Raw genomic sequence first — 24419 nt, forward strand, 5'->3', positions numbered from 1 at the left:
ACACGTCATGGGACTCGAAGAAAAGCTGCCGAGCGGCTTCCTGCTGACCACCGTCGAGCAGGCCGCGGGCTGGGTGCGCAAGTCGTCCGTCTTCCCGGCCACGTTCGGCCTCGCCTGCTGTGCCATCGAGATGATGACCACCGGCGCGGGCCGCTACGACCTGGCGCGCTTCGGCATGGAGGTCTTCCGCGGCTCGCCCCGCCAGGCGGACCTGATGATCGTCGCCGGCCGGGTCAGCCAGAAGATGGCGCCGGTGCTCCGGCAGGTCTACGACCAGATGCCGAACCCCAAGTGGGTGATCTCCATGGGGGTCTGCGCCTCGTCCGGCGGCATGTTCAACAACTACGCCATCGTCCAGGGCGTCGACCACGTCGTGCCGGTCGACATCTACCTCCCCGGCTGCCCGCCCCGGCCGGAGATGCTCATGGACGCGATCCTCAAGCTGCACCAGAAGATCCAGAGCTCCAAGCTCGGCGTGAACGCCGAGGAAGCGGCCCGCGAGGCGGAGGAAGCGGCGCTCAAGGCGCTGCCCACCATCGAGATGAAGGGGCTGCTGCGATGAGCGACGCGAAGGGCGCCAACGGTGCGAACGGGTCGAACGGGGTCAACCCGGAGAAGGACCTCTCCGCGGAGAACCTCCCCGGCCAGCGTGGCCAGGGCGGTGAGGAGATCCGCGTCCAGCGCGGCATGTTCGGCGCCAACAACGGCGGCGACACCTCCGGCTACGGCGGCCTGGTCCGCTCGGTCCGGCTCCCGGGCCCGGCCGGCCGCCCCTACGGCGGATGGTTCGACGAGGTCGCCGACGAGCTGGAGGGGGCCCTGGAGGAACAGGGCCTGGTCCCCGGCAACGCCATCGAGAAGACGGTCGTCGACCGTGACGAGCTGACCTTCCACATCGAGCGCGAGCACCTCGTCCGTGTCGCCCGCACCCTGCGCGACGACCCGGCCCTGCGCTTCGAGCTGTGCACCGGCGTCAGCGGTGTGCACTACCCGAACGACAAGGGCCGCGAGCTGCACGCCGTCTACCACCTGCGGTCGATCACCCACAACCGGCTGATCCGCCTTGAGGTCAGCGCCCCCGACAGCGACCCGCACATCCCGTCGCTGTTCGAGGTCTATCCGACGAACGACTGGCACGAGCGCGAGACGTACGACTTCTTCGGAATCGTCTTCGACGGCCACCCGGCCCTGACGCGGATCATGATGCCGGACGACTGGCAGGGCTTCCCGCAGCGCAAGGACTACCCCCTCGGCGGCATCCCCGTCGAATACAAGGGCGCCCAGATCCCGGCTCCGGACCAGCGGAGGTCGTACTCATGAGCACTTCCCACGCCTCCCCTCGCGAGACCACCGAGGGCACCGTCTACACCGTCACCGGCGGCGACTGGGACGAGGTCGTCCAGTCAGCGGCCCGCGCCGACGACGAGCGCATCGTCGTCAACATGGGCCCGCAGCACCCGTCCACCCACGGCGTGCTGCGGCTGATCCTGGAGATCGACGGCGAGACCGTCACCGAGGCCCGCTGCGGAATCGGTTATCTGCACACCGGCATCGAGAAGAACCTCGAGTACCGCACGTGGACGCAGGGCACCACGTTCGTGACGCGCATGGACTACCTGACGCCGTTCTTCAACGAGACGGCGTACTGCCTCGGCGTCGAGAAGCTCCTCGGCATCGAGGACCAGATCCCGGACCGCGCCTCGATCATCCGCGTGCTCCTGATGGAGCTGAACCGGCTCTCCTCGCACCTGGTGTGCATCGCCACCGGCGGCATGGAGCTCGGCGCGACCACGATCATGATCTACGGCTTTCGTGATCGTGAACTCATTCTCGATATCTACGAGCTGATCACCGGCCTGCGGATGAACCACGCGTACATCCGCCCCGGCGGACTCGCCCAGGACCTGCCGCCCGGCGCGGTGGACCAGATCCGCGAGTTCGTGAAGAAGATGAAGAAGAACCTCCCGGAGTACGACAAGCTCGCCACCGGGAACCCCATCTTCAAGGCCCGCATGCAGGACGTCGGCTACCTCGACCTGGCCGGCTGCATGGCCCTCGGCGCGACCGGCCCGGTCCTGCGCTCCACCGGCCTGCCGCACGACCTGCGCAAGACGCAGCCCTACTGCGGCTACGAGACCTACGACTTCGAGATCCCGACCGCCGACACCTGCGACTCCTACGGCCGCTTCCTCATCCGGCTGGAGGAAATGCGCCAGTCCCTGAGGATCGTCGAGCAGTGCCTGGACCGGCTCCAGCCCGGCCCGGTCATGGTCGCCGACAAGAAGATCGCCTGGCCCGCCCAGCTCGCCCTGGGCCCCGACGGGCTCGGCAACTCCCTCGACCACATCAAGAAGATCATGGGCACCTCCATGGAGGCCCTGATCCACCACTTCAAGCTGGTCACCGAGGGCTTCCGCGTCCCGCCGGGACAGGCGTACACGGCGGTCGAGTCACCCAAGGGCGAACTCGGGGTGCACGTCGTGTCCGACGGCGGCACCCGCCCCTACCGGGTCCACTTCCGGGACCCGTCCTTCACCAACCTTCAGGCCATGGCGGCGATGTGCGAGGGCGGCCAGGTCGCCGACGTCATCGTCGCCGTCGCGTCCATCGACCCCGTGATGGGAGGCGTCGACCGGTGACCACATCGTCTTCCGAGCGGGGCGTCAGCCTGGGCATGCCCGAACTGCCCGCCCCCGCCTACCCGGACGACGTCCGGGCCCGTCTGGAGACGGACGCGCGCGAGATCGTCGCCCGCTACCCCGACTCCCGGTCCGCCCTGCTCCCGCTGCTGCACCTCGTCCAGGCGGAGGAGGGGCACGTCACCCGCACCGGCATGCGGTTCTGCGCGGACGTGCTCGGCCTGACCACCGCCGAGGTCACCGCGGTCGCCACCTTCTACTCCATGTACCGCCGCAGGCCGAGCGGCGACTACCAGGTGGGGGTGTGCACCAACACCCTGTGCGCCGTCATGGGCGGGGACGCGATCTTCGAGGAGCTCCAGGAGCACCTCGGCGTCGGCAACGGCGAGACCACCGGCGACGGCAAGGTCACCCTGGAGCACATCGAGTGCAACGCGGCCTGCGACTTCGCGCCGGTCGTGATGGTCAACTGGGAGTTCTTCGACAACCAGACCCCGGCCAGCGCCAAGAGCCTCGTCGACGACCTGCGCGCGGGACGGCCGGTCACGCCCACCCGCGGCGCCCGCATGTGCACCTTCAAGGAGACCGCCCGGATCCTGGCGGGCTTCCCCGACGAGCGGGACGGGGCCGTCGAGTCCGGGGGCAGCGCGGGACCCGCCTCCCTGGTCGGCCTGAAGCTCGCCAAGGGGGAGGCCTCTCCCGCACGCGTGGTGCACCCGCGCGGTGAGGCGGCCCGCACCGGGGCACCGCACGAGCCGTCCCCGACCGAGCACCTGAGCTCGCACGACGCGCCGCAGGACACATCGGCCTCCGACCCGGCCCACCCGGCCGGGCCCACCGCCGAGGAGGGGGAGTGATGACCTTGGCACCCGAGCTGAAAGACACCAGCCCCGAGAAGCTGCTCGCCCCGGTGCTGTCGGCCTTCTGGGACGAGGACAAGTCCTGGACGCTGGACGTGTACCGCAGGCACGACGGCTACGAGGGGCTGCGCAAGGCGCTCGCCATGACGCCGGACGACCTGATCGCGTACGTCAAGGACTCCGGTCTGCGCGGGCGCGGTGGCGCGGGGTTCCCCACCGGGATGAAGTGGCAGTTCATTCCCCAGGGGGACGGCAAGCCGCACTATCTTGTTGTCAACGCCGACGAGTCGGAGCCGGGGACGTGCAAGGACATCCCGCTCCTCTTCGCGAACCCGCACAGCCTCATCGAGGGCATGATCATCGCGTGTTACGCCATCAGGTCGTCGCACGCCTTCATCTATCTGCGTGGTGAAGTCGTCCCGGTGCTGCGGCGGTTGCACTCGGCCGTGCGTGAGGCCTACGAGGCCGGCTTCCTCGGCGAGAACATCCTGGGCAGCGGACTCGACCTCGACATCACCGTGCACGCGGGCGCGGGCGCGTACATCTGCGGTGAGGAGACCGCACTGCTGGACTCGCTCGAAGGCCGCCGGGGTCAACCGCGGCTTCGTCCCCCCTTCCCTGCCGTCGCGGGCCTCTATGCGTGCCCGACTGTGGTGAACAACGTCGAATCGATCGCGTCGGTTCCCGCGATCCTGCACCGGGGCAAGGAATGGTTCCGGTCGATGGGGAGTGAGAAGTCGCCCGGCTTCACGCTCTACTCCCTCTCCGGCCATGTCGCGAGCCCCGGCCAGTACGAGGCGCCGCTCGGGATCACACTCCGCCAGCTGCTCGAGATGAGCGGCGGGATGCGCCCCGGGCACCGCCTCAAGTTCTGGACGCCGGGCGGCTCCTCGACCCCGATGTTCACCGACGAGCATCTCGACGTCCCCCTTGATTACGAAGGAGTGGGCGCCGCGGGTTCCATGCTCGGCACCAAAGCCCTCCAGTGCTTCGACGAGACGACCTGCGTGGTCCGTGCCGTCACGCGCTGGACCGAGTTCTACGCCCACGAGTCCTGCGGCAAGTGCACGCCCTGCCGCGAAGGGACCTACTGGCTCGTGCAGTTGCTGCGCGACATCGAGGCCGGCAAGGGACAGATGTCCGACCTCGACAAGCTGAACGACATCGCCGACAACATCAACGGCAAGTCCTTCTGCGCCCTCGGCGACGGTGCCGCCTCGCCGATCTTCTCCTCGCTCAAGTACTTCCGCGAGGAGTACGAGCAGCACATCACGGGCCGGGGCTGCCCCTTCGACCCGGCCAAGTCCACGGCCTGGGCCGACCGCACGGAGGTGAACGCATGACCGTGACCACCAGCTCTGCCTCCGGCGGGGGAGAGGCGGCCCTCCCGCCGGAGGACCTCGTGTCGCTGACGATCGACGGCGCCGAGATCAGCGTGCCCAAGGGCACCCTGGTCATCCGGGCCGCCGAACAGCTCGGCATCGAGATCCCCCGGTTCTGCGACCACCCCCTCCTGGACCCGGCCGGCGCCTGCCGCCAGTGCATCGTCGAGGTCGAGGGCCAGCGCAAGCCCATGGCCTCCTGCACCATCACCTGCACCGACGGCATGGTGGTGAAGACCCACCTGACCTCCCCGGTCGCGGAGAAGGCCCAGAAGGGTGTGATGGAGCTCCTGCTCATCAACCACCCGCTGGACTGCCCGGTCTGCGACAAGGGCGGCGAGTGCCCGCTGCAGAACCAGGCCATGTCGCACGGCGACGCCGACTCCCGTTTCGAGGGCCGCAAGCGGACCTACGAGAAGCCCGTCCCGATCTCCACCCAGGTGCTGCTCGACCGGGAGCGGTGCGTGCTGTGCGCCCGCTGCACCCGCTTCTCCAACCAGGTCGCGGGCGACCCGATGATCGAGCTGATCGAGCGGGGCGCGCTCCAGCAGGTCGGCACCGGCGAGGGCGACCCCTTCGAGTCGTACTTCTCCGGCAACACCATCCAGATCTGCCCGGTCGGCGCGCTGACCTCGGCGGCGTACCGATTCCGCTCCCGCCCCTTCGACCTGGTCTCCTCCCCGTCGGTGTGCGAGCACTGCTCCGGAGGCTGCGCCACCCGCACCGACCACCGCCGCGGCAAGGTCATGCGGCGCCTGGCCGCCAACGACCCCGAGGTCAACGAGGAGTGGATCTGCGACAAGGGGCGGTTCGGGTTCCGGTACGCGCAGCAGCGCGACCGGCTTCAGACGCCGCTGGTGCGCAACGCCGAGGGCGAGCTGGAGGCGGCTTCCTGGCCGGAGGCGCTCCAGATCGCGGCCCAGGGGCTGCTGGCCTCCCGGGGCCGCACCGGAGTCCTGACCGGCGGCCGCCTCACCGTCGAGGACGCCTACGCGTACAGCAAGTTCGCACGGGTGGCGCTCGACACCAACGACATCGACTTCCGCGCGCGCGTGCACAGCAGCGAGGAGGCCGACTTCCTCGCCGCCCAGATCGCCGGGCGCGGCCGGGACCTCGACGGCACGGGCGTCACGTACACCGCGCTGGAGAAGGCCCCCGCCGTCCTGCTCGTCGGGTTCGAGGCGGAGGAGGAGGCCCCCGGCGTCTTCCTGCGGCTGCGCAAGGCCTGGCGTGGGCACGGCCAGAAGGTCTACTCCCTGGCCACGCACGCCACACGCGGTCTGGAGAAGGCGGGCGGCACGCTGCTGCCGGCGGCCCCCGGCACCGAGACCGAGTGGCTGGACGCGCTGGCGAACGGCGCCGGCCTGGAGGGCGACGGTGCGCTCGCCGCCGAGGCGCTGCGCGCCGAGGGCGCGGTGATCGTCGTCGGTGAGCGGCTGGCCGCCGTGGCCGGCGGTCTCACCGCCGCCGCCCGCACCGCCGCCGCGACCGGCGCCGGACTGGTGTGGATCCCGCGCCGGGCCGGGGAACGCGGTGCGATCGAGGCGGGCGCGCTGCCGTCGCTGCTGCCGGGCGGGCGTCCGGCCACCGACCCACGCGCGCGTGACGAGGTCGCGAGCGTCTGGGGCGTCGCGGGTCTGCCGCACCGCTACGGGCGGGACACCGGCCAGATCGTGGAGGCCGCCGCGACCGGAGAACTCCAGGCCCTGCTGGTGGCGGGCGTGGAGATCGCCGACCTGCCCGACCCGGCACGCGCGCGTGCGGCGCTGGACGAGGTGGGCTTCCTGGTCTCGCTGGAGCTGCGGCCGAGCGAGATCAGCCGCAAGGCCGACGTCGTCCTGCCCGTCGCGGCGGTCGCCGAGAAGGCCGGCACCTTCCTCAACTGGGAGGGGCGCATCCGCTTCTTCGAGGCGGCGCTCAAGCCCGACCAGATGACCCGCCGCTCCGCGCCCACCGACGCGCGCGTGCTACAGATGCTGGCCGACGCCATGGACGTCCACCTCGGACTGCCGGACCTGCGCACCGTGCGCGGTGAGATCGACCGGCTCGGCGCCTGGGACGGCCCGCGGGCCGGTGAGCCGCTGGAGACCGCGGCCGCGCTGCCGCGGCCGGCCGCCGGGGAAGCCGTCCTCGCGGGGCACCGGCTGCTGCTCGACCAGGGCCTCCTCCAGCAGGGCGACGAGGCCCTCGCCGGCACCCGGCACGCCGCACGCGCGCGTGTGTCGGCCCCGACGGCCGCCGAGGCGGGCGTCAAGGACGGCGACCTGCTCGCGGTGACCGGCCCCCAGGGCGTCGTGGAACTCCCGCTCCAGATCAGTGACATGCCCGACCGGGTGGTGTGGCTGCCGCTGAACTCCGCCGGCGGCGGCGTCGCCTCCGACACCGGGGCGCGGCCCGGCTCCCTCGTCCGCATCGGCCCGGCGACGCTCGCCGGCGAGGCCCCCAAGGAGGTGGAGGCATGAGCCCCCAAGGAGGCGGCGGCATGAGCGCGTACCTCGCCGCTGAAGACCTCTCGATGTTCGGCACCGACCCCTGGTGGCTGGTCGTCATCAAGGCGGTCTTCTGCTTCGCCTTCCTGATGGTGACCGTGCTGGTCTCCATCGTGATGGAGCGCAAGGTCGTCGCCTGGATGCAGCTGCGCATCGGCCCCAACCGGCACGGCCCCTGGGGCATGCTCCAGTCGCTCGCCGACGGCATCAAGCTGATGCTGAAGGAGGACGTGATCGTCAAGCGCGCGGACAAGGCGGTCTACGTCCTCGCGCCCGTCATCGCGGCCATCCCGGCCTTCATGGCGATCGCGGTGATCCCGTTCGGCCCGGCCGGCAACGAGATCTCGATCTTCGGCCAGCGCACCACGATGCAGCTCACCGACCTGCCGATCGCGATGCTCTACATCCTCGCGGTCGCCTCGGTCGGCATCTACGGCATCGTCCTGGCGGGCTGGAGCTCCGGCTCGACCTACCCGCTGCTGGGGGGCTTGCGCTCCTGCGCGCAGATGATCTCCTACGAGATCGCGATGGGCGCCGCCTTCGCCTCCGTCTTCCTCTACTCGGGGTCCATGTCGACCTCGACGATCGTCGAGCAGCAGGCCGACCGCTGGTACATCGTGCTGCTGCCGGTCTCGTTCATCATCTACGTCGTCACGATGGTCGGCGAGACCAACCGCGCGCCGTTCGACATGCCGGAGTCCGAGGGCGACCTGGTCGGCGGCTTCAACACCGAGTACTCGTCGATCAAGTTCGCGATGTTCATGCTCGCCGAGTACGTCAACATGGTGACCGTCTCGGCCGTCGCCACCACGCTGTTCCTCGGCGGCTGGCGGGCCCCCTGGCCCATCAGCACCTTCTGGGAGGGCGCCAACCACGGCTGGTGGCCGCTGCTGTGGTTCACGGTCAAGGTCCAGCTGCTGCTGTTCATGTTCATCTGGATCCGCGGCACCCTCCCGCGGGTGCGCTACGACCAGCTGATGAAGCTCGGCTGGAAGGTCCTCATCCCGGTCTCGCTGGTGTGGCTGATGCTCGTCGCCAGCGTGCGGGCCTTCCGCAACGAGGGCTACGACTTCGCCGACATCGCCCTGTACGTGGGTGGCGGCGTCCTCGCCCTGCTGCTGCTCTCCTTCGTCGTCGACATGTTCCGCGAGAAGGCCAAGAAGGCCGAGGAGCCGGCCGAGACCCCGGCCGCCTTCGACCCGATGGCGGGCGGTTTCCCCGTACCGCCCCTGCCCGGACAGGAACTTCCGCCGGTCCCGCGCCGCTCACGCCGTGAGCCGGAGCTGATTGTCAGTGGTGGGCCCGATACTCAGAGTGACGGACCTCTGGGCGGATCTACGGATGGAAAGGAGGCGTCCGATGGCTGAGGAACTCGAGCGTTCGAAGGCCGAGGAACCCAAGGACACCAAGCCCGGTTTCCAGAACCCCGTGGCCGGCTTCGGCGTGACCTTCAAGGCCATGTTCAAGAAGCGGCTGACCGAGCAGTACCCCGAGCAGCAGAAGACCACGGCTCCGCGCTTCCACGGACGGCACCAGCTCAACCGCCATCCGGACGGCCTGGAGAAGTGCGTCGGCTGTGAACTGTGCGCCTGGGCCTGCCCCGCCGACGCCATCTATGTGGAGGGCGCGGACAACACCGACGAGGAGCGCTACTCGCCGGGCGAGCGGTACGGCCGCGTCTACCAGATCAACTACGCCCGCTGCATCCTGTGCGGCCTGTGCATCGAGGCCTGCCCCACGCGCGCGCTGACGATGACCAACGAGTTCGAGCTGGCCGACTCCAGCCGGGCCAACCTCATCTACACCAAGGAGCAGCTGCTCGCCGGTCTGGAGGAGGGCATGGTCGACTCGCCCCACGCCATCTACCCCGGCACCGACGAACAGGACTACTACCGGGGCCTGGTGACGGAGGCGGCGCCCGGCACCGAGCAACAGGTCGCCCACTCCAAGGGCGAGGTGGTGCAGGAGGCCGACTCGACCTTCGGCGGTACGGAACCCGCCTCGGAGAAGGTGATCGGCCGATGACCACCCAGCTCGCCGCCTACTCCACCTCCACCGGAGAGGCCGTCCAGTTCTGGATCCTCGGCACCGTCGCGGTGATCGGCGCCCTGTGCACCATCCTCATGAAGAGGGCCGTGCACAGCGCGCTCTGCCTCGCCGGCACCATGATCATCCTGGCGGTGTTCTACCTGGCCAACGGCGCCTACTTCCTGGGCGTCGTCCAGATCGTCGTCTACACCGGCGCGATCATGATGCTGTTCCTGTTCGTGGTGATGCTCGTCGGCGTCACCGCGGCGGACTCCCTGAAGGAGACCATCAAGGGCCAGCGCTGGCTGGCCCTGCTGTGCGGGCTCGGCTTCGGCGTCCTGCTGGTCGCCGGGATCGGCAACGCGTCCCTGACGGAGTTCAACGGCCTCGGCCAGGCCAACGCCGGGGGCAATGTGGAGGGCCTCGCCGCTCTCCTCTTCACCAAGTACGTCTTCGCGTTCGAGATCACCGGCGCCCTGCTCATCACGGCCGCCGTCGGCGCCATGGTGCTCACCCACCGCGAGCGCACCGAACGCGCCAAGACGCAGCGGGAGCTCGCCGTGGAGCGCGTCCGCTCGGGCAAGCAACTGCCGCCCCTGCCGGCGCCGGGTGTCTACGCCCGGCACAACGCGGTCGACATCGCGGGCCTGCTGCCCGACGGCACCCCGTCCGACATCACCGTCAGCAAGACCCTGCGCGAGCGCGGACAGATCCGTGACGTGTCGCAGGAGGCGCTCAACGACCTCAAGGCCCTGGAGCAGCGGGCCGAGGAGCGTCTGGAGCGCAGGGCGGTCGGGCCGGCGAAGTTCCAGCGGTCCGAGGAGGCGTCGAAGTGAACCCCGTCAACTACCTCTACCTCGCGGCCCTGTTGTTCACGATCGGCGCCACCGGCGTGCTCATCAGGCGCAACGCGATCGTCGTGTTCATGTGCATCGAGCTCATGCTCAACGCCTGCAACCTCGCGTTCGTCGCCTTCTCCCGGATGCACGGCAACCTCGACGGGCAGATCATCGCCTTCTTCACGATGGTCGTCGCCGCCGCCGAGGTCGTGGTCGGGCTCGCGATCATCGTGTCCCTGTTCCGTGCCCGCCACTCGGCCTCGGTCGACGACGCCAGCCTGATGAAGCTGTAAGGGGTCGGAAGAATCGTGGAGAACCTCATTGCGCTGCTGGTGGCGGCGCCTCTGCTCGGAGCGGCGGTCCTGCTGTGCGGTGGCCGGCGGCTGGACGCCGTCGGCCACTGGCTCGGCACCGCGCTCGCGGCCGTCTCCTTCGTGCTCGGCCTGGTGCTGTTCACCGACATGCTGGGGCAGAGCGCCGAACACCGCGAGATGTCCCAGCACCTGTTCAGCTGGATCCCGGTCGAGGGCTTCCAGGCGGACGTCGCCTTCCAGCTCGACCAGTTGTCCATGACGTTCGTGCTGCTGATCACGGGCGTCGGATCGCTGATCCACCTGTACTCCGTCGGGTACATGGAGCACGACGAGCGGCGCCGCCGCTTCTTCGGCTATCTGAACCTGTTCCTCGCGGCGATGCTGATCCTCGTCCTCGCGGACAACTACCTGCTGCTGTACGTCGGCTGGGAGGGCGTCGGTCTCGCCTCCTACCTGCTGATCGGCTTCTGGCAGCACAAGCCCAGCGCCGCCACGGCCGCGAAGAAGGCCTTCCTGGTCAACCGCGTCGGCGACATGGGCCTGTCCATCGCGATCATGCTGATGTTCCTGTGGTTCGGCACCTTCGCCTTCGAGCCGGTGCTCGGCAGTCACGCGGAGGCCTCTCTCGCCGGTGCCGCCGGTGAGGACAAGCTGACCGCGATCGCGCTGATGCTGCTCCTCGCCGCCTGCGGCAAGTCGGCCCAGGTGCCGCTGCAGTCCTGGCTCGGGGACGCGATGGAGGGCCCGACCCCGGTCTCGGCCCTCATCCACGCCGCGACCATGGTGACGGCCGGTGTCTACCTGATCGTCCGCTCCGCGGCCGTCTTCAACGGCGCGCCGGACGCGCAGCTCGTCGTCACCATCGTCGGCGCGGTCACGCTGCTGTTCGGTGCGATCGTCGGTTGCGCGAAGGACGACATCAAGAAGGCCCTGGCCGGCTCGACCATGTCGCAGATCGGCTACATGATCCTCGCCGCGGGCCTCGGCCCCATCGGCTACGTCTTCGCGATCATGCACCTGGTGACGCACGGCTTCTTCAAGGCAGGCCTGTTCCTCGGCGCCGGCTCGGTCATGCACGGCATGAACGACGAGGTCGACATGCGCCGCTACGGCGGACTGCGGAAGTACATGCCGGTCACCTTCGTCACCTTCGGCCTCGGCTATCTGGCGATCATCGGCTTCCCGGGCCTGTCCGGCTTCTTCTCCAAGGACAAGATCATCGAGGCGGCGTTCGCCAAGGGCGGCACCGAGGGCTGGATCCTCGGCGCCTGCGCCCTGCTCGGCGCGGCCATCACCGCGTTCTACATGACGCGCGTGATGCTGATGACGTTCTTCGGCGAGGAGCGCTGGCGCAACGCACCGACGCCGTCCCCGGCCCAGCCCGACGTGGAGCCCGCCGCCGAGACACGCGGCGCGTACACGCCGCCGCACCCGCACGAGTCGCCCAAGATCATGACGGTCCCGATGATCGTGCTGGCCGTCGGGTCGGTGGCCGGAGGCGCGTTCTTCAGCATCGGCGACCGGTTCATGCACTGGCTGGAGCCCGTCACCGGGCACAGTCACGGCAACCCGCCGATCAGCGCGGGCGTGGTCACCGGCGCGACCGTCGCCTGCATGGTCATCGGCGTCGCCATCGCCTGGGCCCAGTACGGCCGCCGCCCGGTCCCGGCCGTCGCCCCGCGCGGCTCGCTGCTCACCCGGGCCGCCCGGCGCGACCTGCTCCAGGACGACTTCAACCACGTCGTCCTGGTCCGCGGCGGCGAGCACCTCACGCGGTCCCTGGTCTACGTCGACCACACCCTGGTCGACGGCGTCGTCAACGGCACGGCGGCCTCGGTCGGCGGCCTCTCCGGGCGGATGCGCAAGCTGCAGAACGGCTTCGCCCGCTCCTACGCGGTCTCGATGTTCGGGGGCGCGGCGATCATCGTCGCCGCGACCCTGCTGATGAGGGCGGTCTGATACCGATGTCCTTTCCTCTGCTGACAGCGACAGCGGCGCTCCCGGCCGTCGGGGCGATCGCCACGGCGGCCGTACCGGCCGCGAAGCGCACCGCCGCCAAGTGGCTGGCGCTGCTCTTCTCGCTCGCCACACTCGTCCTGGCGATCACCGTCCTGGTCCGCTTCGACCCGGACGGCGACCGCTACCAGCTCACCGAGTCCCACGCCTGGATCGCCGACTTCGGCGTCCGCTACGAACTGGGCGTGGACGGCATCGGCGTGGCGCTCGTCGCGCTCACGGCGCTGCTGATCCCCTTCATCATCCTGGCGGGCTGGCACGACGCCGACCCCCTGGAGACCGGCAGCAGCCGGTGGCGGCCGACGCAGGGCTTCTTCGCCCTGATCCTGGCCGTCGAGGCGATGGTGATCCTCTCGTTCGAGGCCACTGACGTCTTCCTCTTCTACATCTTCTTCGAAGCCATGCTGATCCCGATGTACTTCCTCATCGGCGGCTTCGGGGACCGTGCCCACGAGCACGGCGAGAAGGCGGCGGCGACCCAACGGTCGTACGCGGCCGTGAAGTTCCTCCTCTACAACCTGGCCGGCGGCCTGATCATGCTGGCCGCGGTGATCGGCCTGTACGTGGTCGCCGGGAACTTCTCGCTGACGGAGATCGCCGAGGCCCGGGCCAACGGCACGCTCGACATGGCGACCGGCACCGAACGCTGGCTGTTCCTCGGCTTCTTCTTCGCCTTCGCGGTGAAGGCACCGCTGTGGCCGCTGCACACCTGGCTGCCCAACGCCATGCAGGAGTCGACGGCTCCGGTCGCCGTGCTCATCACCGCGGTCGTCGACAAGGTCGGCACCTTCGCGATGCTCCGCTTCTGCCTCCAGCTCTTCCCGGAGGCCAGCAAATGGGCCACACCCGTGATCCTCGTCCTCGCCCTGATCAGCATCATCTACGGGGCACTGCTCGCGGTCGGCCAGCGGGACATCAAGCGGCTGGTGGCCTACGCGTCGATCTCGCACTTCGGCTTCATCATCATGGGCATCTTCGCGATGACCAGCCAGGGCCAGTCCGGCGCGACGCTCTACATGATCAACCACGGCATCTCGACGGCCGCGCTGATGCTGGTCGCGGGCTTCCTGATCTCCCGGCGCGGCTCGCGGCTCATCGCCGACTACGGCGGAGTGCAGAAGGTCGCCCCGGTGCTCGCCGGCACGTTCCTGATCGGCAGCCTCGCGACCCTGTCGCTGCCGGGTCTCGCGCCGTTCGTCAGTGAGTTCCTGGTCCTGGTCGGCACGTTCACGCGCTACCCGGTGATCGGCATCATCGCCACCTTCGGCATCGTCCTCGCCGCGCTCTACACCCTCGTCCTCTACCAGCGGACGATGACGGGCCCCGTGAAACCGGAGGTCTCCGCGATGCCGGACCTCAGGATCCGTGAGCTCGCGGTCGTCGCCCCGCTGGTCGTCCTGCTGATCTTCCTGGGCGTCTACCCGAAGCCCGTCACGCAGATCATCGACCCGGCGGTCAAGCAGACCATGTCCGACGTCCAGAAGAAGGACCCCCAGCCCGAGGTGGAGGCGGCCAAGTGAGCGCAACAGCCGTCCACAGCCTGTGGACAACCGCGGCCGACCCGATCGCCAAGATCGACGCGCCGAAGATCGAATACGGGCAGCTCGCCCCCACCCTGATCATCGTCGGCGCGGCGGTCGTCGGGATCATGGTCGAGGCGTTCGTCCCGCGGAAGTCGCGCTACTACGCCCAGATGTTCGTGTCCGTCGTCGCCCTCGCCGCCGCCTTCGCCGCGGTCGTGGCGCTCGCGGCTGACGGGTACGGCACGACCAAGGCGGGCATCGCGGCGATGGGCGCGATCGCCGTGGACGGACCGGCCCTGTTCCTCCAGGGCACCATCCTGCTGGCGGCGCTGGTGGGCCTGTTCACCTTCGCCGAGCGGCGCCTGGACCCCGAGGCGCACGGCAGCCGCGTGGACTCCTTCGCCGCGCAGGCCGCCTCCGTGCCGGGCAGCGACAGCGAGAAGGCCGCGGTCAAGGCCGGGTTCACCACCACCGAGGTGTTCCCGCTGCTGCTGTTCGCGGTCGCCGGCATGCTGGTCTTCCCGGCGGCCAACGACCTGCTGACGCTGTTCGTGGCGCTGGAGGTCCTCTCCCTGCCGCTGTACCTGCTGTGCGCCCTGGCTCGCCGCAAGCGGCTCATGTCGCAGGAGGCGGCGGTCAAGTACTTCCTGCTCGGCGCCTTCGCCTCCGCGTTCACCCTGTTCGGCATCGCGCTGCTCTACGGCTACGCGGGCTCGATGTCGTACGCGACGATCGCCCAGGTCGTCGACGGCACCGTGCAGGACGTCAACCCGGCGCTCGCCGGCACCATGGGCAACGACGCGCTGCTGCTCATCGGCGCCGCGCTGCTGGTGATGGGCCTGCTGTTCAAGGTGGGCGCGGTGCCGTTCCACATGTGGACGCCGGACGTGTACCAGGGCGCGCCGACGCCGGTGACCGGCTTCATGGCGGCGGCGACGAAGGTGGCGGCGTTCGGCGCGCTGCTGCGGCTGCTGTACGTCGTCCTGCCGGGCCTGCGCTGGGACTGGCGGCCGGTCATGTGGGCCGTGGCCATCGTCACGATGCTGGGCGGTGCGATCGTCGCGATCACGCAGACCGACATCAAGCGGCTGCTGGCGTACTCGTCGATCGCGCACGCCGGGTTCATCCTCGCGGGTGTCATCGCGACCACCCCCGACGGCGTCTCGTCGGTGCTGTTCTACCTGGCTGCGTACTCGTTCGTGACGATCGGCGCCTTCGCGGTGGTCACGCTCGTCCGTGACGCCGGGGGCGAGGCGACGCACCTGTCCAAATGGGCGGGGCTCGGCCGCAGGTCTCCGCTGGTGGCGGCGGTGTTCGCGGTGTTCCTGCTGGCCTTCGCGGGCATTCCGCTGACGTCCGGCTTCGCGGGCAAGTTCGCCGTGTTCAAGGCGGCGGCGGAGGGCGGGGCGGCCCCGCTCGTCGTCGTCGGTGTGATCTCGTCGGCGATCGCGGCGTTCTTCTACATCCGCGTCATCGTGCTGATGTTCTTCAGCGAGCCGCGACCGGAGGGCCCGACGGTGGCGGTGCCGTCGCCGCTGACGATGACGGCGATCGGCGTGGGCGTGGCGGTCACACTGGTCCTCGGTGTGGCGCCGCAGTACTTCCTGGATCTGGCGGGGTCGGCGGGGGTGTTCGTCCGCTGACGCCGCTTACACGAAGGCTGCGGCCCGGTACCTCCGTCAGGAGTACCGGGCCGCGGCTTGTCCAGGCCTATGGTGTCCTGCCCCGGCGCGCCCGGATCTGCGTGAGGTCCAGGTCTGCCGGGAAGGGAACGTCCGCTCATCCGCTCGCGGAAGATGTTGACGCCGGTGTACGCACCCGTGGTCGGCTCCAGCTCGAAGACATGCACCGCAGCGCGCCCGTTCTCGGTCTCGACCCGCCAGGAGTGCGGAATCTTGGCCCGCGCGTACTTCAAGGGCTTGGTCTCGCGGTCGCGGGAGACGGAGTCCTCGGAGACGACCTCGATCGCCAGGAGCACAGCTTCAGTGCTCCCATGGGACGGACGCTCGCCCGTGCGTTCAGACTATCCGCCGAAAACGGGCAGGTCTCCTGCGAACGGGTGAACGACGATCGTGTCCTTGACGCAGCCGTACCGGGCGGACCTGTGGATAACTCCGGGGCTGTCGGTGCGGGCGCCTATGGTGGACGCAGTGGTCGAAGCGCGACGCACGGGGGACGCAACGATGGGCGCGACGGGCGGGACGGGTGTGATGACGGAACTGGACGCGGTGACCGGAGCCGGGGTGACCGGGGCCGGGTCGGCCGGGACCGGGACCGGCGCGGGCAGTGGTCCCGCCGGGCCCCTCGGGGCCGACGCGAGCGAGGCACTGGCCGCGCTGCACCGGGTCTTCGGGTACGAGGCCTTCCGGGGTGAGCAGGAAGCGGTCATCGAGCATGTGGTGGCCGGCGGCGACGCCGTCGTGCTCATGCCGACCGGTGGCGGCAAGTCGCTGTGCTACCAGATCCCGTCCCTGGTCAGGCCGGGCACCGGCGTGGTCGTCTCCCCGCTCATCGCTCTGATGCAGGACCAGGTGGACGCGCTGCGGGCGCTGGGCGTGCGAGCCGGGTTCATGAACTCCACGCAGGACTTCGACGAGCGGCGGATGGTGGAGGCCGAGTTCCTCGCCGGCGAGCTGGACCTGCTGTACCTCGCGCCGGAGCGGCTGCGGCTGGGCAGCACGCTCGACCTGCTCTCCCGCGGCAAGATCTCCCTCTTCGCGATCGACGAGGCGCACTGCGTCTCCCAGTGGGGCCACGACTTCCGCCCCGACTACCTGGCGCTGTCCCTGCTCGGCGAGCGCTGGCCGGACGTGCCGCGCACCGCGCTGACGGCGACGGCCACACACGCGACGCATCGGGAGATCACCGAGCGGCTGCACATGCCGGCGGCCCGGCACTTCGTGGCGAGCTTCGACCGGCCCAACATCCAGTACCGCATCGTGCCCAAGGCCGACCCCAAGAAGCAGCTGTTGAGCTTCCTGCGCGAGGAGCACGCGGGCGACGCGGGCATCGTCTACTGCCTGTCGCGCAACTCGGTGGAGAAGACCGCCGAGTTCCTCAGCCGCAACGGCATCGAGGCGGTGCCGTACCACGCGGGCCTGGACGCGGGCACCCGCGCCGCCCACCAGTCCCGCTTCCTGCGGGAGGACGGCCTGGTCGTGGTCGCGACCATCGCCTTCGGCATGGGCATCGACAAGCCGGACGTCCGTTTCGTCGCCCACCTCGACCTGCCCAAGTCGGTCGAGGGCTACTACCAGGAGACGGGCCGCGCCGGCCGCGACGGGCTGCCGTCCACGGCCTGGATGGCCTACGGGCTGAACGACGTCATCCAGCAGCGCAAGCTGATCCAGTCCGGTGACGGCGACGAGGCCTTCCGGCGCCGGGCCCAGGCCCATCTGGACTCGATGCTGGCACTGTGCGAGACGGCCCAGTGCCGCCGCGGCCAGCTCCTCGCCTACTTCGGCCAGGACCCCGACCCGTCCGGCTGCGGCAACTGCGACACCTGCCTGACCCCGCCGGAGACCTGGGACGGCACCGTCGCGGCGCAGAAGGCCCTGTCCACGGTCGTCCGGCTGCAGCGCGAGCGCGGGCAGAAGTTCGGCGCGGTGCAGATCGTCGACATCCTGCTGGGGAAGCGGACCGCCAAGGTCATCCAGTTCGACCACGACCAGCTGTCCGTGTTCGGCATCGGTGAGGAACTGACCGAGGCCGAATGGCGTGGCGTCATACGGCAGTTGCTGGCGCAGGGGCTGCTCGCCGTGGAGGGCGAGTACGGCACTCTGGTGCTGACCGAGGCCAGCGGGGCGGTGCTGCGGCGGGAGCGCGACGTGCCGCTGCGCAAGGAGCCCAAGAAGCCGGTGACCTCACGGTCGGGGTCCTCGTCCTCCGGTTCCGGGCGCGGCGAGCGCAAGGGCAAGGCGGCCGCCGCCGAGCTGCCCGAGGAACTGCTGCCGGCCTTCGAGGCGCTGCGTGCCTGGCGCGCCGAGCAGGCTCGTGAACAGGGCGTCCCGGCGTACGTGATCTTCCACGACGCCACCCTGCGGGAGATCGCCACGGTGTGGCCGAGGTCGGTGGGGGAGCTCGGCGGGATCAGCGGCGTCGGCGAGAAGAAGCTCACCACCTACGGGGAGGGTGTACTGGAGGTGCTCGCGTCGCTGGACGGGCCGACGGGCGACGCGCCCGCGGGTGACCCGTCCTCGGCGGCGGGATCCGCGTCCGGGGGTGGCCCGTCCCCGGCCCCGACGGCGTCCGGCCAGGCTCCGGCTCACGCCGCCGGTCGGGACGCGGGCGAGCCGGACCACTGGCCGGAGATGGACGAGGAGCCGGAGCCCGACGACTGGATATGACGTCCGGACAGGGGGCCGGGCTCCGGCCGGGTCAGGGGCATTCGGGAGCCCGGCCGGTCAGAGCGCCCGTCCCGCGTACGCCCTGACATCCGCGTCGGAGTCCGTCGTGGCCGTGGCGAGCGCAGCCCGGGCCTCCTCGGCGCCGCGGTGCCGGGTCAGCGCCAGGACGGCGGCCTTGCGGACGTCGGCGTTGGGGTCCGCCAGGGCCTTGGCGAGCGCCGGGACGGCGACGTCGGGGTCGGCGACCGACAGGGCGGTGGCGGCTCCGGACCGCACCTGCCAGGCCGTCTCGGACAGGGCGGCGACGGCGCGCGCGGTGAGGGGCGCCGGGCAGCCGGTGGTGCCCAGTGCCGCGTAGGCCGCGGCCCGCACCAGGGCATCGGGGTCGTCGAGGAGGCCGGTGAGGGCCGCTTCGATGACACCGGCGGTGGGGTCGGTGCCGTCCGGGGCGTCACCCACCGGCCGCTCGGCACCCACCGCCGCCAGACCCTTGGCGATCGCCACCCGGACCTCGCGGGAGGGGTCGGAGAGCGCCGCACCGGCCAGTTCGCCTGCCGCGTCGACCGACACGAGGGCGCGTACGGCCTCGATGCGGACGGCGATGTCGGAGTCGGCGAGAGAGTCCGTGAGGGAGCCCGCGAAGAGGGAGGCGTCGCCGAGGCGCAGCGCGCGCAGGACGTCCAGGGCCGCGGCTCGTACCACCGGGTCCGGCTCGGCCAGGGCGGCGGCGAGGCCGTCGCGCAGGTCCGGCTCGGCCGGGAGCGTTTCGACCAGCTCGCGCAGTGACGCGGCCGCGGCGGCACGCACCTCGGCGGCGCTGTCGCGCAGGGCGGCGGCGAGCGCGGTGCCCGTCCCCGGCGGGAGGGTCTCCGTGAGCACGGCGACGGCCGCACGGCGGACGGCGGAGACGGGATCGCCCAAGTAGGGCCGGAGGGCGTCGAGTTCGGGTTCCACCTCGGCGAGGGCGACGAGTTCGAGCAGGCGGGCGGCGGACTCCTCACCGGAAGGGGCGGTGGCGGTGGTCGGCGGCGCCGCAGTGGGCGCCGGCCCCGCCGCTCCCACCGCCGCCGCGACCGGCGCCAGGTCACGCGAGCCCGCCGTGGCCACGTCCTCGGCGTGCACCTCGCCGAGGACACGCGGCGGGCCACCGACGGGATCGAAGCCGTCGACCGGAACGAGATAGGGGGCCACGGGGCGTGCCGTGAACTCCATCGCACCAGAGGGGGACTTGTGCAGATCGAGATGGTGGAACCAGGACGCGTCGTCGCGCCGTGGATGGTCGAGACGGTCGTGATAGAGGCCCCAGCGGGACTCCGTGCGGGCCAGCGAGGACCGGGCGGCCATCTCCGCGCAGTCGCGGATGAAGCTGACCTCCGCGCAGCGCATCAGTTCGTGCGCGGTGCGGGCGCCCATATCGGCGATGTCGGTGTGCATCCGCTCGAATGCCTCCAGGGCCAGCGACAGCCGGGCGCCGGACTTGGGCGGAGCGACGTAGTCGTTCACGAAGCGGCGCAGCTTGTACTCGACCTGGGGCTGCGGCGGGCCGTCGGGGTTGCGCAGCGGACGGTAGATCAGCTCGTGCGCCTCCCGCAGCTGGTCGGCCGGCAACTCGCCCTCGTACGCCGAGTACTGGGACGCGTCCGCGCCCGCCAGGTCTCCGAAGACGAACGCGCCGATCATGTAGTTGTGGGGCACGCAGGCCAGGTCGCCGGCGGCGTAGAGCCGGGGGACGGTCGTGCGGGCGTGCTCGTCCACGCGGACGCCGGAGGCGGAGTGGCCGCCGCACAGGCCGATCTCGGAGATGTGCATCTCGATGTCATGGGTGCGGTAGTCGTGGCCGCGGCCGGAGTGGAAGGTGCCCCGGGTGGGGCGCTCGGTGGAGTGCAGGATCGTCTCCAGGGCCGAGACCGACTCCTCGGGGAGGTGGCTCAGCTTCAGGTACACCGGGCCCCGGTCGGACGCGACCTCGGCGGCGAACTCGGCCATCATCTGGCCCGACCAGTAGTCGGAGTCGACGAACCGCTCGCCGTGCCGGTTGACCTGGTAGCCACCGAAGGGGTTGGCGACGTAGGCGCAGGCCGGGCCGTTGTAGTCCTTGATCAGCGGGTTGATCTGGAAGCACTCGATGCCGGTGAGTTCGGCGCCCGCGTGGTAGGCCATGGCGTAGCCGTCGCCCGCGTTCGTGGGGTTCTCGTAGGTGCCGTAGAGGTAGCCGGAGGCCGGCAGGCCCAGGCGGCCGCAGGCGCCGGTCGCGAGGACCACCGAGCCCGCGCGTACCTGCACGAACTGCCCGGTGCGGGTGTTGAAGCCCGCCGCTCCGACGGCCCGCCCGCCCGCCGTGAGGACCCGCACCGGCATCACCCGGTTCTCGATGCGGATCCGCTCCCGCATCTCGCGCCGCCGCAGCTGCCGGTAGAGGACCTTCTTGACGTCCTTGCCCTCCGGCATCGGCAGGACGTAGGAGCCGGAGCGGTGCACCTGGCGGACCGCGTAGTCGCCGTGCTCGTCCTTCTCGAACTTCACGCCGTAGGACTCCAGCCGCTGCACCATGCCGAAGCCGCGGGTGGCGGTCTGGCGGACGGTGGACTGGTCGACGATGCCGTCGTTGGCGCGGGTGATCTCGGCGACGTAGTCGTCGGGTTCGGCGCGGCCCGGGATGACCGCGTTGTTGACGCCGTCCATGCCCATGGCGAGCGCGCCGGAGTGGCGGACGTGCGCCTTCTCCAGCAGCAGCACGCTCGCGCCGTGCTCGGCGGCGGTCAGCGCGGCCATGGTGCCGGCGGTGCCGCCGCCGATGACCAGGACGTCGCAGGTCAGCTCCTCGGCGTCGGCGAGGGACGGGACGGCCAGGGAGGTGTCCGCAGGGGGGTTCACGGAGGTGGTCACCGGGGTGCCTTTCAGGTACCGAGCGAGGTGAGGACGTCGCGCCGCAGGGCCACGCGCGCCGGGTCGTCGTGCGCGCCGCGCTCGCGCGGGCGGGGGATGTCCCGGACGGCGACGAGGCCGCCCGCGCCGAGCAGGGCCACGCGGTCGCCGAGGAACAGGGCCTCGTCCACGTCGTGGGTGACGAAGACGACGGTGGCGCCCGTGCCCTGGAGCACCTCCACCAGCAGGTCCTGCATGCCCGCCCGGGTCTGCGCGTCGAGCGCGCCGAACGGCTCGTCCATCAGGACGGCGCGCGGGCGCCCGGCCAGGGCGCGGGCCAGCTGGACGCGCTGGCGCTGCCCGCCGGAGACCCGGTGCGGCAACTGCCGTGCTTGCGCGCCGAGTCCGACCCGTGTCAGCCAGACCTGGGCCTCCTCGCGGCGTGCGGCGCGCGGCACGCCGCGGATGGCCAGGGGTAGTTCGACGTTGGCGCGCAGGGTGCGCCAGGGGAGCAGGGCGTCCTCCTGGAAGACCAGGGCCCGTTCGGCCGAGGGGCCGGTCAGTGCCCGCCCGTCCTGGGTGATCCCGCCCGCGAGCGGCGCCAGCAGGCCGGCCAGGGTGCGCAGCAGGGTCGACTTGCCGCAGCCGGACGGCCCGACGACGGTGAGGATCTCGCCGGGGGCGACGTCCAGGTCGACCTTGTCCAGGGCGGGTGCGCCGGGGCGGCCGAGGGAGGCGCCGGTGAGGGTGAGCCGGGTGCCGTGCCCCGGGGTGGCGGGGGCGGTTTCGGGAGCCGTCCTGGGTGTTGAGTCCGGCGGGTCTCCGGCCAGGGGGTGGGAGACGGCCTCAGACGAGGTGCTCATCGCGTGCCTCCTCGGATCGGGTGCCGGCGGTGGCGGTGGCGGTGGCGGTGGCGGTGGCTGGGGCGGGCGCGGGCGCGGGGGCGGATGGTGCCGGGCGCACGGACCGGTCGGGCCGGGGCGGCCGGGCCCCGGGCACGTACGCGGTGCGGGGCAGCCAGCGGGTGAGGCGGCGGCCCAGCAGTTCCACGGCCGTGGAGGTGAGCCAGCCCAGGACGCCGATGGTGACCATGCCGACGAACACACCGGGGTAGTCGACGACGGTGTAGTCCTGCCAGGTGCGGTAACCCACGCCGTACTGGCCGGAGATCATCTCGGCGGAGATCACGCAGATCCACGAGACGCCGATGCCGACGGACAGGCCGCCGAACACACCGGGCAGCGCACCCGGCAGCACGACCGAGACGAGGACCCGCCACCGGCCGCCACCCATGGTGCGCACGGCCTCCTCCCACACGGGCGTCAGGGCGCGCACCGCGTGCCGGGTGGAGACCAGGACGGGGAAGAACGCGGCGGTGCAGGTGATGAAGACGATGCCCTGCTCGTTGGAGGGGAACAGCAGGATCGCGACCGGGACCAGGGCGATGGCGGGGATCGGCCGGATCACCTCCAGCACGGGGCCGAGCAGGTCCTCGGCGAGACGCGAGCGCGCCACGAGCACGCCCGTGGCCACCCCGAGGACGGCGGCCAGCAGGAAGCCGGTGAGGATCCGGGTGAGGCTGTCGGTGAGGTCCGTCCAGTAGTCCGGCCCGGACACCCGGGCGGCGAAGGTCCGGGCCACGTCGGTGACCGTCGGGAACTGCGAGAAGCGCAGCCACAGGTCGACGTCCAGGCTGGTCAGCGCCTGCCACAGGCCGAGGGCGGCGGCCAGCGACAGCCCACGCAGCGCGTACCGCCTCATGACGCCCGCTCCAGGGCGTCGGCGTACGGCACCACGCGCGCTCCACCGTGCCCGGCGAGGTACGCCCGCGCGGTGTCGGGGGCGACGAAGGGCAGCAGCTTGTCACCGTCGGCCACCCACACCGCCTTGTCGGCGAACCAGAGGGTGCCGGTGGTGGTGTCGGGCACGTAGGCGGCGCGCAGTTCGCCGCGGTGCCCGGCGACGTAACGCAACAGCTTGGAGGGGGAGTTGAACGTGACGGTCTTCGAGGCGCCCTTGGGCCAGGCCTCACTCGCGGCCGGTGCGGGCTTCGTGGCGAGATGCTCCGCGTACGCCGCCGGGCCGAGGGCCTTCCTCACGTACCGGTCGTCGACGAAGGAGTCGACGTCCACATCACCGGTGAGCTTCGCCGCCTTGAGGACCGACACGTCCTGCTTCAGCGCGGAGACGAGCTGGGGCTTGATGGCCGGGTCGAAGGTGGCGATGCCGTGATCGCCGTTGTAGAGGTAGACGACCTCGGCGGGCAGGCCCGTGGCCTTCGCGACCTTCTCGGCGGCGTCCACCGGGTGCTCGTTCAGATGGTCGGTCGCCTGCGCCTGGGCCTTCAGGAAGGCCTCCAGCACGGCCGGGCGCTCCTTCGCGAAGTCCTCGCGGGCGGTGACGCCGTGGAAGGTGGGCAGGTTCAGCCGGGCACCGTCGTAGAGCGCCTTCGCCTTGCCCTGGAAGGCGAGCAGGCCGGGCCAGGCGACGAACTGGGAGAGCGCGTCGGTGCTGCCCGCCGTGAGGGCGGAGGCGCCGACGGAGGGCTGCTGGTTGAGCTTCTCGATGTCTTCGTTCGGGTCGAGGCCGGCACGCTGGAGAGCCCGGACGAGCGTGCCGTCGGCGGCCGAACCGACGCTCGTGGAGACCTTTCTGCCCTTCAGCTCCTTCAACGCGGTCAGCTGGGAGCCGGGCGCGGTGACGATGGTGTTGAGGCCGCCGCGGAGGTTGTAGCCGGTGACCGAGACCAGGCGGGTGGGGCTGTTCAGCTGCTTGCCGCGGGCGGCGTTGATGAGCAGCGGGAAGTCGCCCATCGAGCCGATGTCGATCTTCCCTGCCGTCATCTGGGCGGTGATGGGGGCGCCGGTGGCGTAGTCCTGCCAGTCCACCTTGTAGCGGACGCCGTCGTGCAGGGAGTTCAGCTGCTTCTCGAAGGCGCCGAGCGAGCGGAGCAGGGTGCCCGCCGTGACGGTGTTGATCGTCCTGGACTGGTAGCCGACGGTGACGGTGACCGTGGAGCCGCTGCCCGCCTCGGCGTCACCGCCGCAGCCGGTGAGCGGGAGCAGGAGGACGACGGCGGAGATCGCGACGACTGTGCGTTTCATGATGGTTCGGGCCT

General features: G+C 70.8%; 18 protein-coding genes and 1 pseudogene. 14 read left to right on the plus strand and 5 right to left on the minus strand.

The genetic code is table 11. The features are described 5' to 3' along the window. Nucleotides 1-7: 7 nt before the first annotated feature. Genes ACFZDE_RS10455 through nuoN form a run of 13 tightly spaced genes read left to right on the plus strand, consistent with a single transcriptional unit; the run spans nucleotide 8 to nucleotide 15733 of the window. Nucleotides 8-562: an NADH-quinone oxidoreductase subunit B family protein gene (locus ACFZDE_RS10455; protein ID WP_006133126.1), complete on the plus strand. Its 555-nt coding sequence runs from the start codon at nucleotides 8-10 to the stop codon at nucleotides 560-562. Next, nucleotides 559-1320 carry an NADH-quinone oxidoreductase subunit C gene (locus tag ACFZDE_RS10460; protein WP_391199275.1) on the plus strand — a complete coding sequence of 254 codons (762 nt, stop codon included), beginning with the start codon at nucleotides 559-561 and terminating at the stop codon, nucleotides 1318-1320. The genes ACFZDE_RS10455 and ACFZDE_RS10460 overlap by 4 nt, the downstream gene beginning before the upstream one ends. After that, complete coding sequence (locus ACFZDE_RS10465; protein WP_390992875.1) at nucleotides 1317-2639, plus strand: NADH-quinone oxidoreductase subunit D; 1323 nt, start codon at nucleotides 1317-1319, stop codon at nucleotides 2637-2639. Before ACFZDE_RS10460 ends, ACFZDE_RS10465 begins: the two co-directional genes overlap by 4 nt. Next, nucleotides 2636-3496 (plus strand): NADH-quinone oxidoreductase subunit NuoE, encoded by an 861-nt coding sequence (nuoE, locus tag ACFZDE_RS10470; RefSeq protein ID WP_390992878.1) that lies wholly within the window; start codon nucleotides 2636-2638, stop codon nucleotides 3494-3496. Before ACFZDE_RS10465 ends, nuoE begins: the two co-directional genes overlap by 4 nt. Then, complete coding sequence (gene nuoF / locus ACFZDE_RS10475) at nucleotides 3496-4842, plus strand: NADH-quinone oxidoreductase subunit NuoF (RefSeq protein WP_390992881.1); 1347 nt, start codon at nucleotides 3496-3498, stop codon at nucleotides 4840-4842. The genes nuoE and nuoF overlap by 1 nt, the downstream gene beginning before the upstream one ends. Next, nucleotides 4839-7343, plus strand: coding sequence for an NADH-quinone oxidoreductase subunit G (locus ACFZDE_RS10480; RefSeq protein WP_391199277.1), 2505 nt, complete (start codon nucleotides 4839-4841; stop codon nucleotides 7341-7343). The genes nuoF and ACFZDE_RS10480 overlap by 4 nt, the downstream gene beginning before the upstream one ends. A 20-nt stretch (nucleotides 7344-7363) precedes the next feature. Beyond that, nucleotides 7364-8737 (plus strand): NADH-quinone oxidoreductase subunit NuoH, encoded by a 1374-nt coding sequence (gene nuoH / locus ACFZDE_RS10485; RefSeq protein ID WP_390993922.1) that lies wholly within the window; start codon nucleotides 7364-7366, stop codon nucleotides 8735-8737. After that, nucleotides 8730-9395: an NADH-quinone oxidoreductase subunit NuoI gene (gene nuoI / locus ACFZDE_RS10490; RefSeq protein ID WP_390992886.1), complete on the plus strand. Its 666-nt coding sequence runs from the start codon at nucleotides 8730-8732 to the stop codon at nucleotides 9393-9395. Before nuoH ends, nuoI begins: the two co-directional genes overlap by 8 nt. Continuing rightward, on the plus strand, nucleotides 9392-10234 hold the full coding sequence (locus ACFZDE_RS10495) for an NADH-quinone oxidoreductase subunit J (protein ID WP_391199280.1): 843 nt from the start codon (nucleotides 9392-9394) through the stop codon (nucleotides 10232-10234). Before nuoI ends, ACFZDE_RS10495 begins: the two co-directional genes overlap by 4 nt. Further along, entirely contained in the window at nucleotides 10231-10530 is a 300-nt protein-coding gene (nuoK, locus tag ACFZDE_RS10500; protein WP_003992252.1) for an NADH-quinone oxidoreductase subunit NuoK, read from the plus strand. The genes ACFZDE_RS10495 and nuoK overlap by 4 nt, the downstream gene beginning before the upstream one ends. 15 nt (nucleotides 10531-10545) lie before the next feature. After that, nucleotides 10546-12510: an NADH-quinone oxidoreductase subunit L gene (nuoL, locus tag ACFZDE_RS10505; protein WP_391199283.1), complete on the plus strand. Its 1965-nt coding sequence runs from the start codon at nucleotides 10546-10548 to the stop codon at nucleotides 12508-12510. Nucleotides 12511-12515: 5 nt separating this feature from the next. Continuing rightward, on the plus strand, nucleotides 12516-14087 hold the full coding sequence (locus ACFZDE_RS10510; protein WP_391199286.1) for an NADH-quinone oxidoreductase subunit M: 1572 nt from the start codon (nucleotides 12516-12518) through the stop codon (nucleotides 14085-14087). Next, nucleotides 14084-15733: an NADH-quinone oxidoreductase subunit NuoN gene (gene nuoN, locus ACFZDE_RS10515; protein WP_391199289.1), complete on the plus strand. Its 1650-nt coding sequence runs from the start codon at nucleotides 14084-14086 to the stop codon at nucleotides 15731-15733. The genes ACFZDE_RS10510 and nuoN overlap by 4 nt, the downstream gene beginning before the upstream one ends. A 67-nt stretch (nucleotides 15734-15800) precedes the next feature. On the opposite strand, the pseudogene ACFZDE_RS10520 reads toward nuoN, so the two are convergent. Further along, nucleotides 15801-16074 (minus strand): annotated as a pseudogene (locus tag ACFZDE_RS10520) (Uma2 family endonuclease); the annotation flags it as partial. Nucleotides 16075-16300: 226 nt separating this feature from the next. Here ACFZDE_RS10520 and recQ point away from each other — a divergent pair. Continuing rightward, nucleotides 16301-18436, plus strand: coding sequence for a DNA helicase RecQ (gene recQ, locus ACFZDE_RS10525; RefSeq protein ID WP_391199291.1), 2136 nt, complete (start codon nucleotides 16301-16303; stop codon nucleotides 18434-18436). Between the two features lie 57 nt (nucleotides 18437-18493). On the opposite strand, the gene ACFZDE_RS10530 is transcribed toward recQ, so the two are convergent. From ACFZDE_RS10530 to ACFZDE_RS10545, 4 genes are read right to left on the minus strand one after another with little or no spacing between them, the layout of a single operon-like run. Further along, nucleotides 18494-21322 carry a fumarate reductase/succinate dehydrogenase flavoprotein subunit gene (locus tag ACFZDE_RS10530; RefSeq protein ID WP_391199293.1) on the minus strand — a complete coding sequence of 943 codons (2829 nt, stop codon included), beginning with the start codon at nucleotides 21320-21322 and terminating at the stop codon, nucleotides 18494-18496. An 11-nt stretch (nucleotides 21323-21333) separates the two neighbouring features. Beyond that, on the minus strand, nucleotides 21334-22164 hold the full coding sequence (locus tag ACFZDE_RS10535) for an ATP-binding cassette domain-containing protein (RefSeq protein ID WP_391199296.1): 831 nt from the start codon (nucleotides 22162-22164) through the stop codon (nucleotides 21334-21336). Further along, nucleotides 22148-23062 carry an ABC transporter permease subunit gene (locus ACFZDE_RS10540; RefSeq protein ID WP_391199298.1) on the minus strand — a complete coding sequence of 305 codons (915 nt, stop codon included), beginning with the start codon at nucleotides 23060-23062 and terminating at the stop codon, nucleotides 22148-22150. Before ACFZDE_RS10540 ends, ACFZDE_RS10535 begins: the two co-directional genes overlap by 17 nt. Further along, a complete protein-coding gene (locus tag ACFZDE_RS10545) occupies nucleotides 23059-24405 on the minus strand; it encodes an ABC transporter substrate-binding protein (protein WP_391199301.1) in 1347 nt (448 codons plus the stop codon). Before ACFZDE_RS10545 ends, ACFZDE_RS10540 begins: the two co-directional genes overlap by 4 nt. Between the last annotated feature and the right edge of the window lie 14 nt (nucleotides 24406-24419).

Origin of the sequence: Streptomyces sp. NPDC007929, from assembly GCF_042959065.1 — a bacterium.
In the GTDB taxonomy this organism is placed as follows: domain Bacteria; phylum Actinomycetota; class Actinomycetes; order Streptomycetales; family Streptomycetaceae; genus Streptomyces.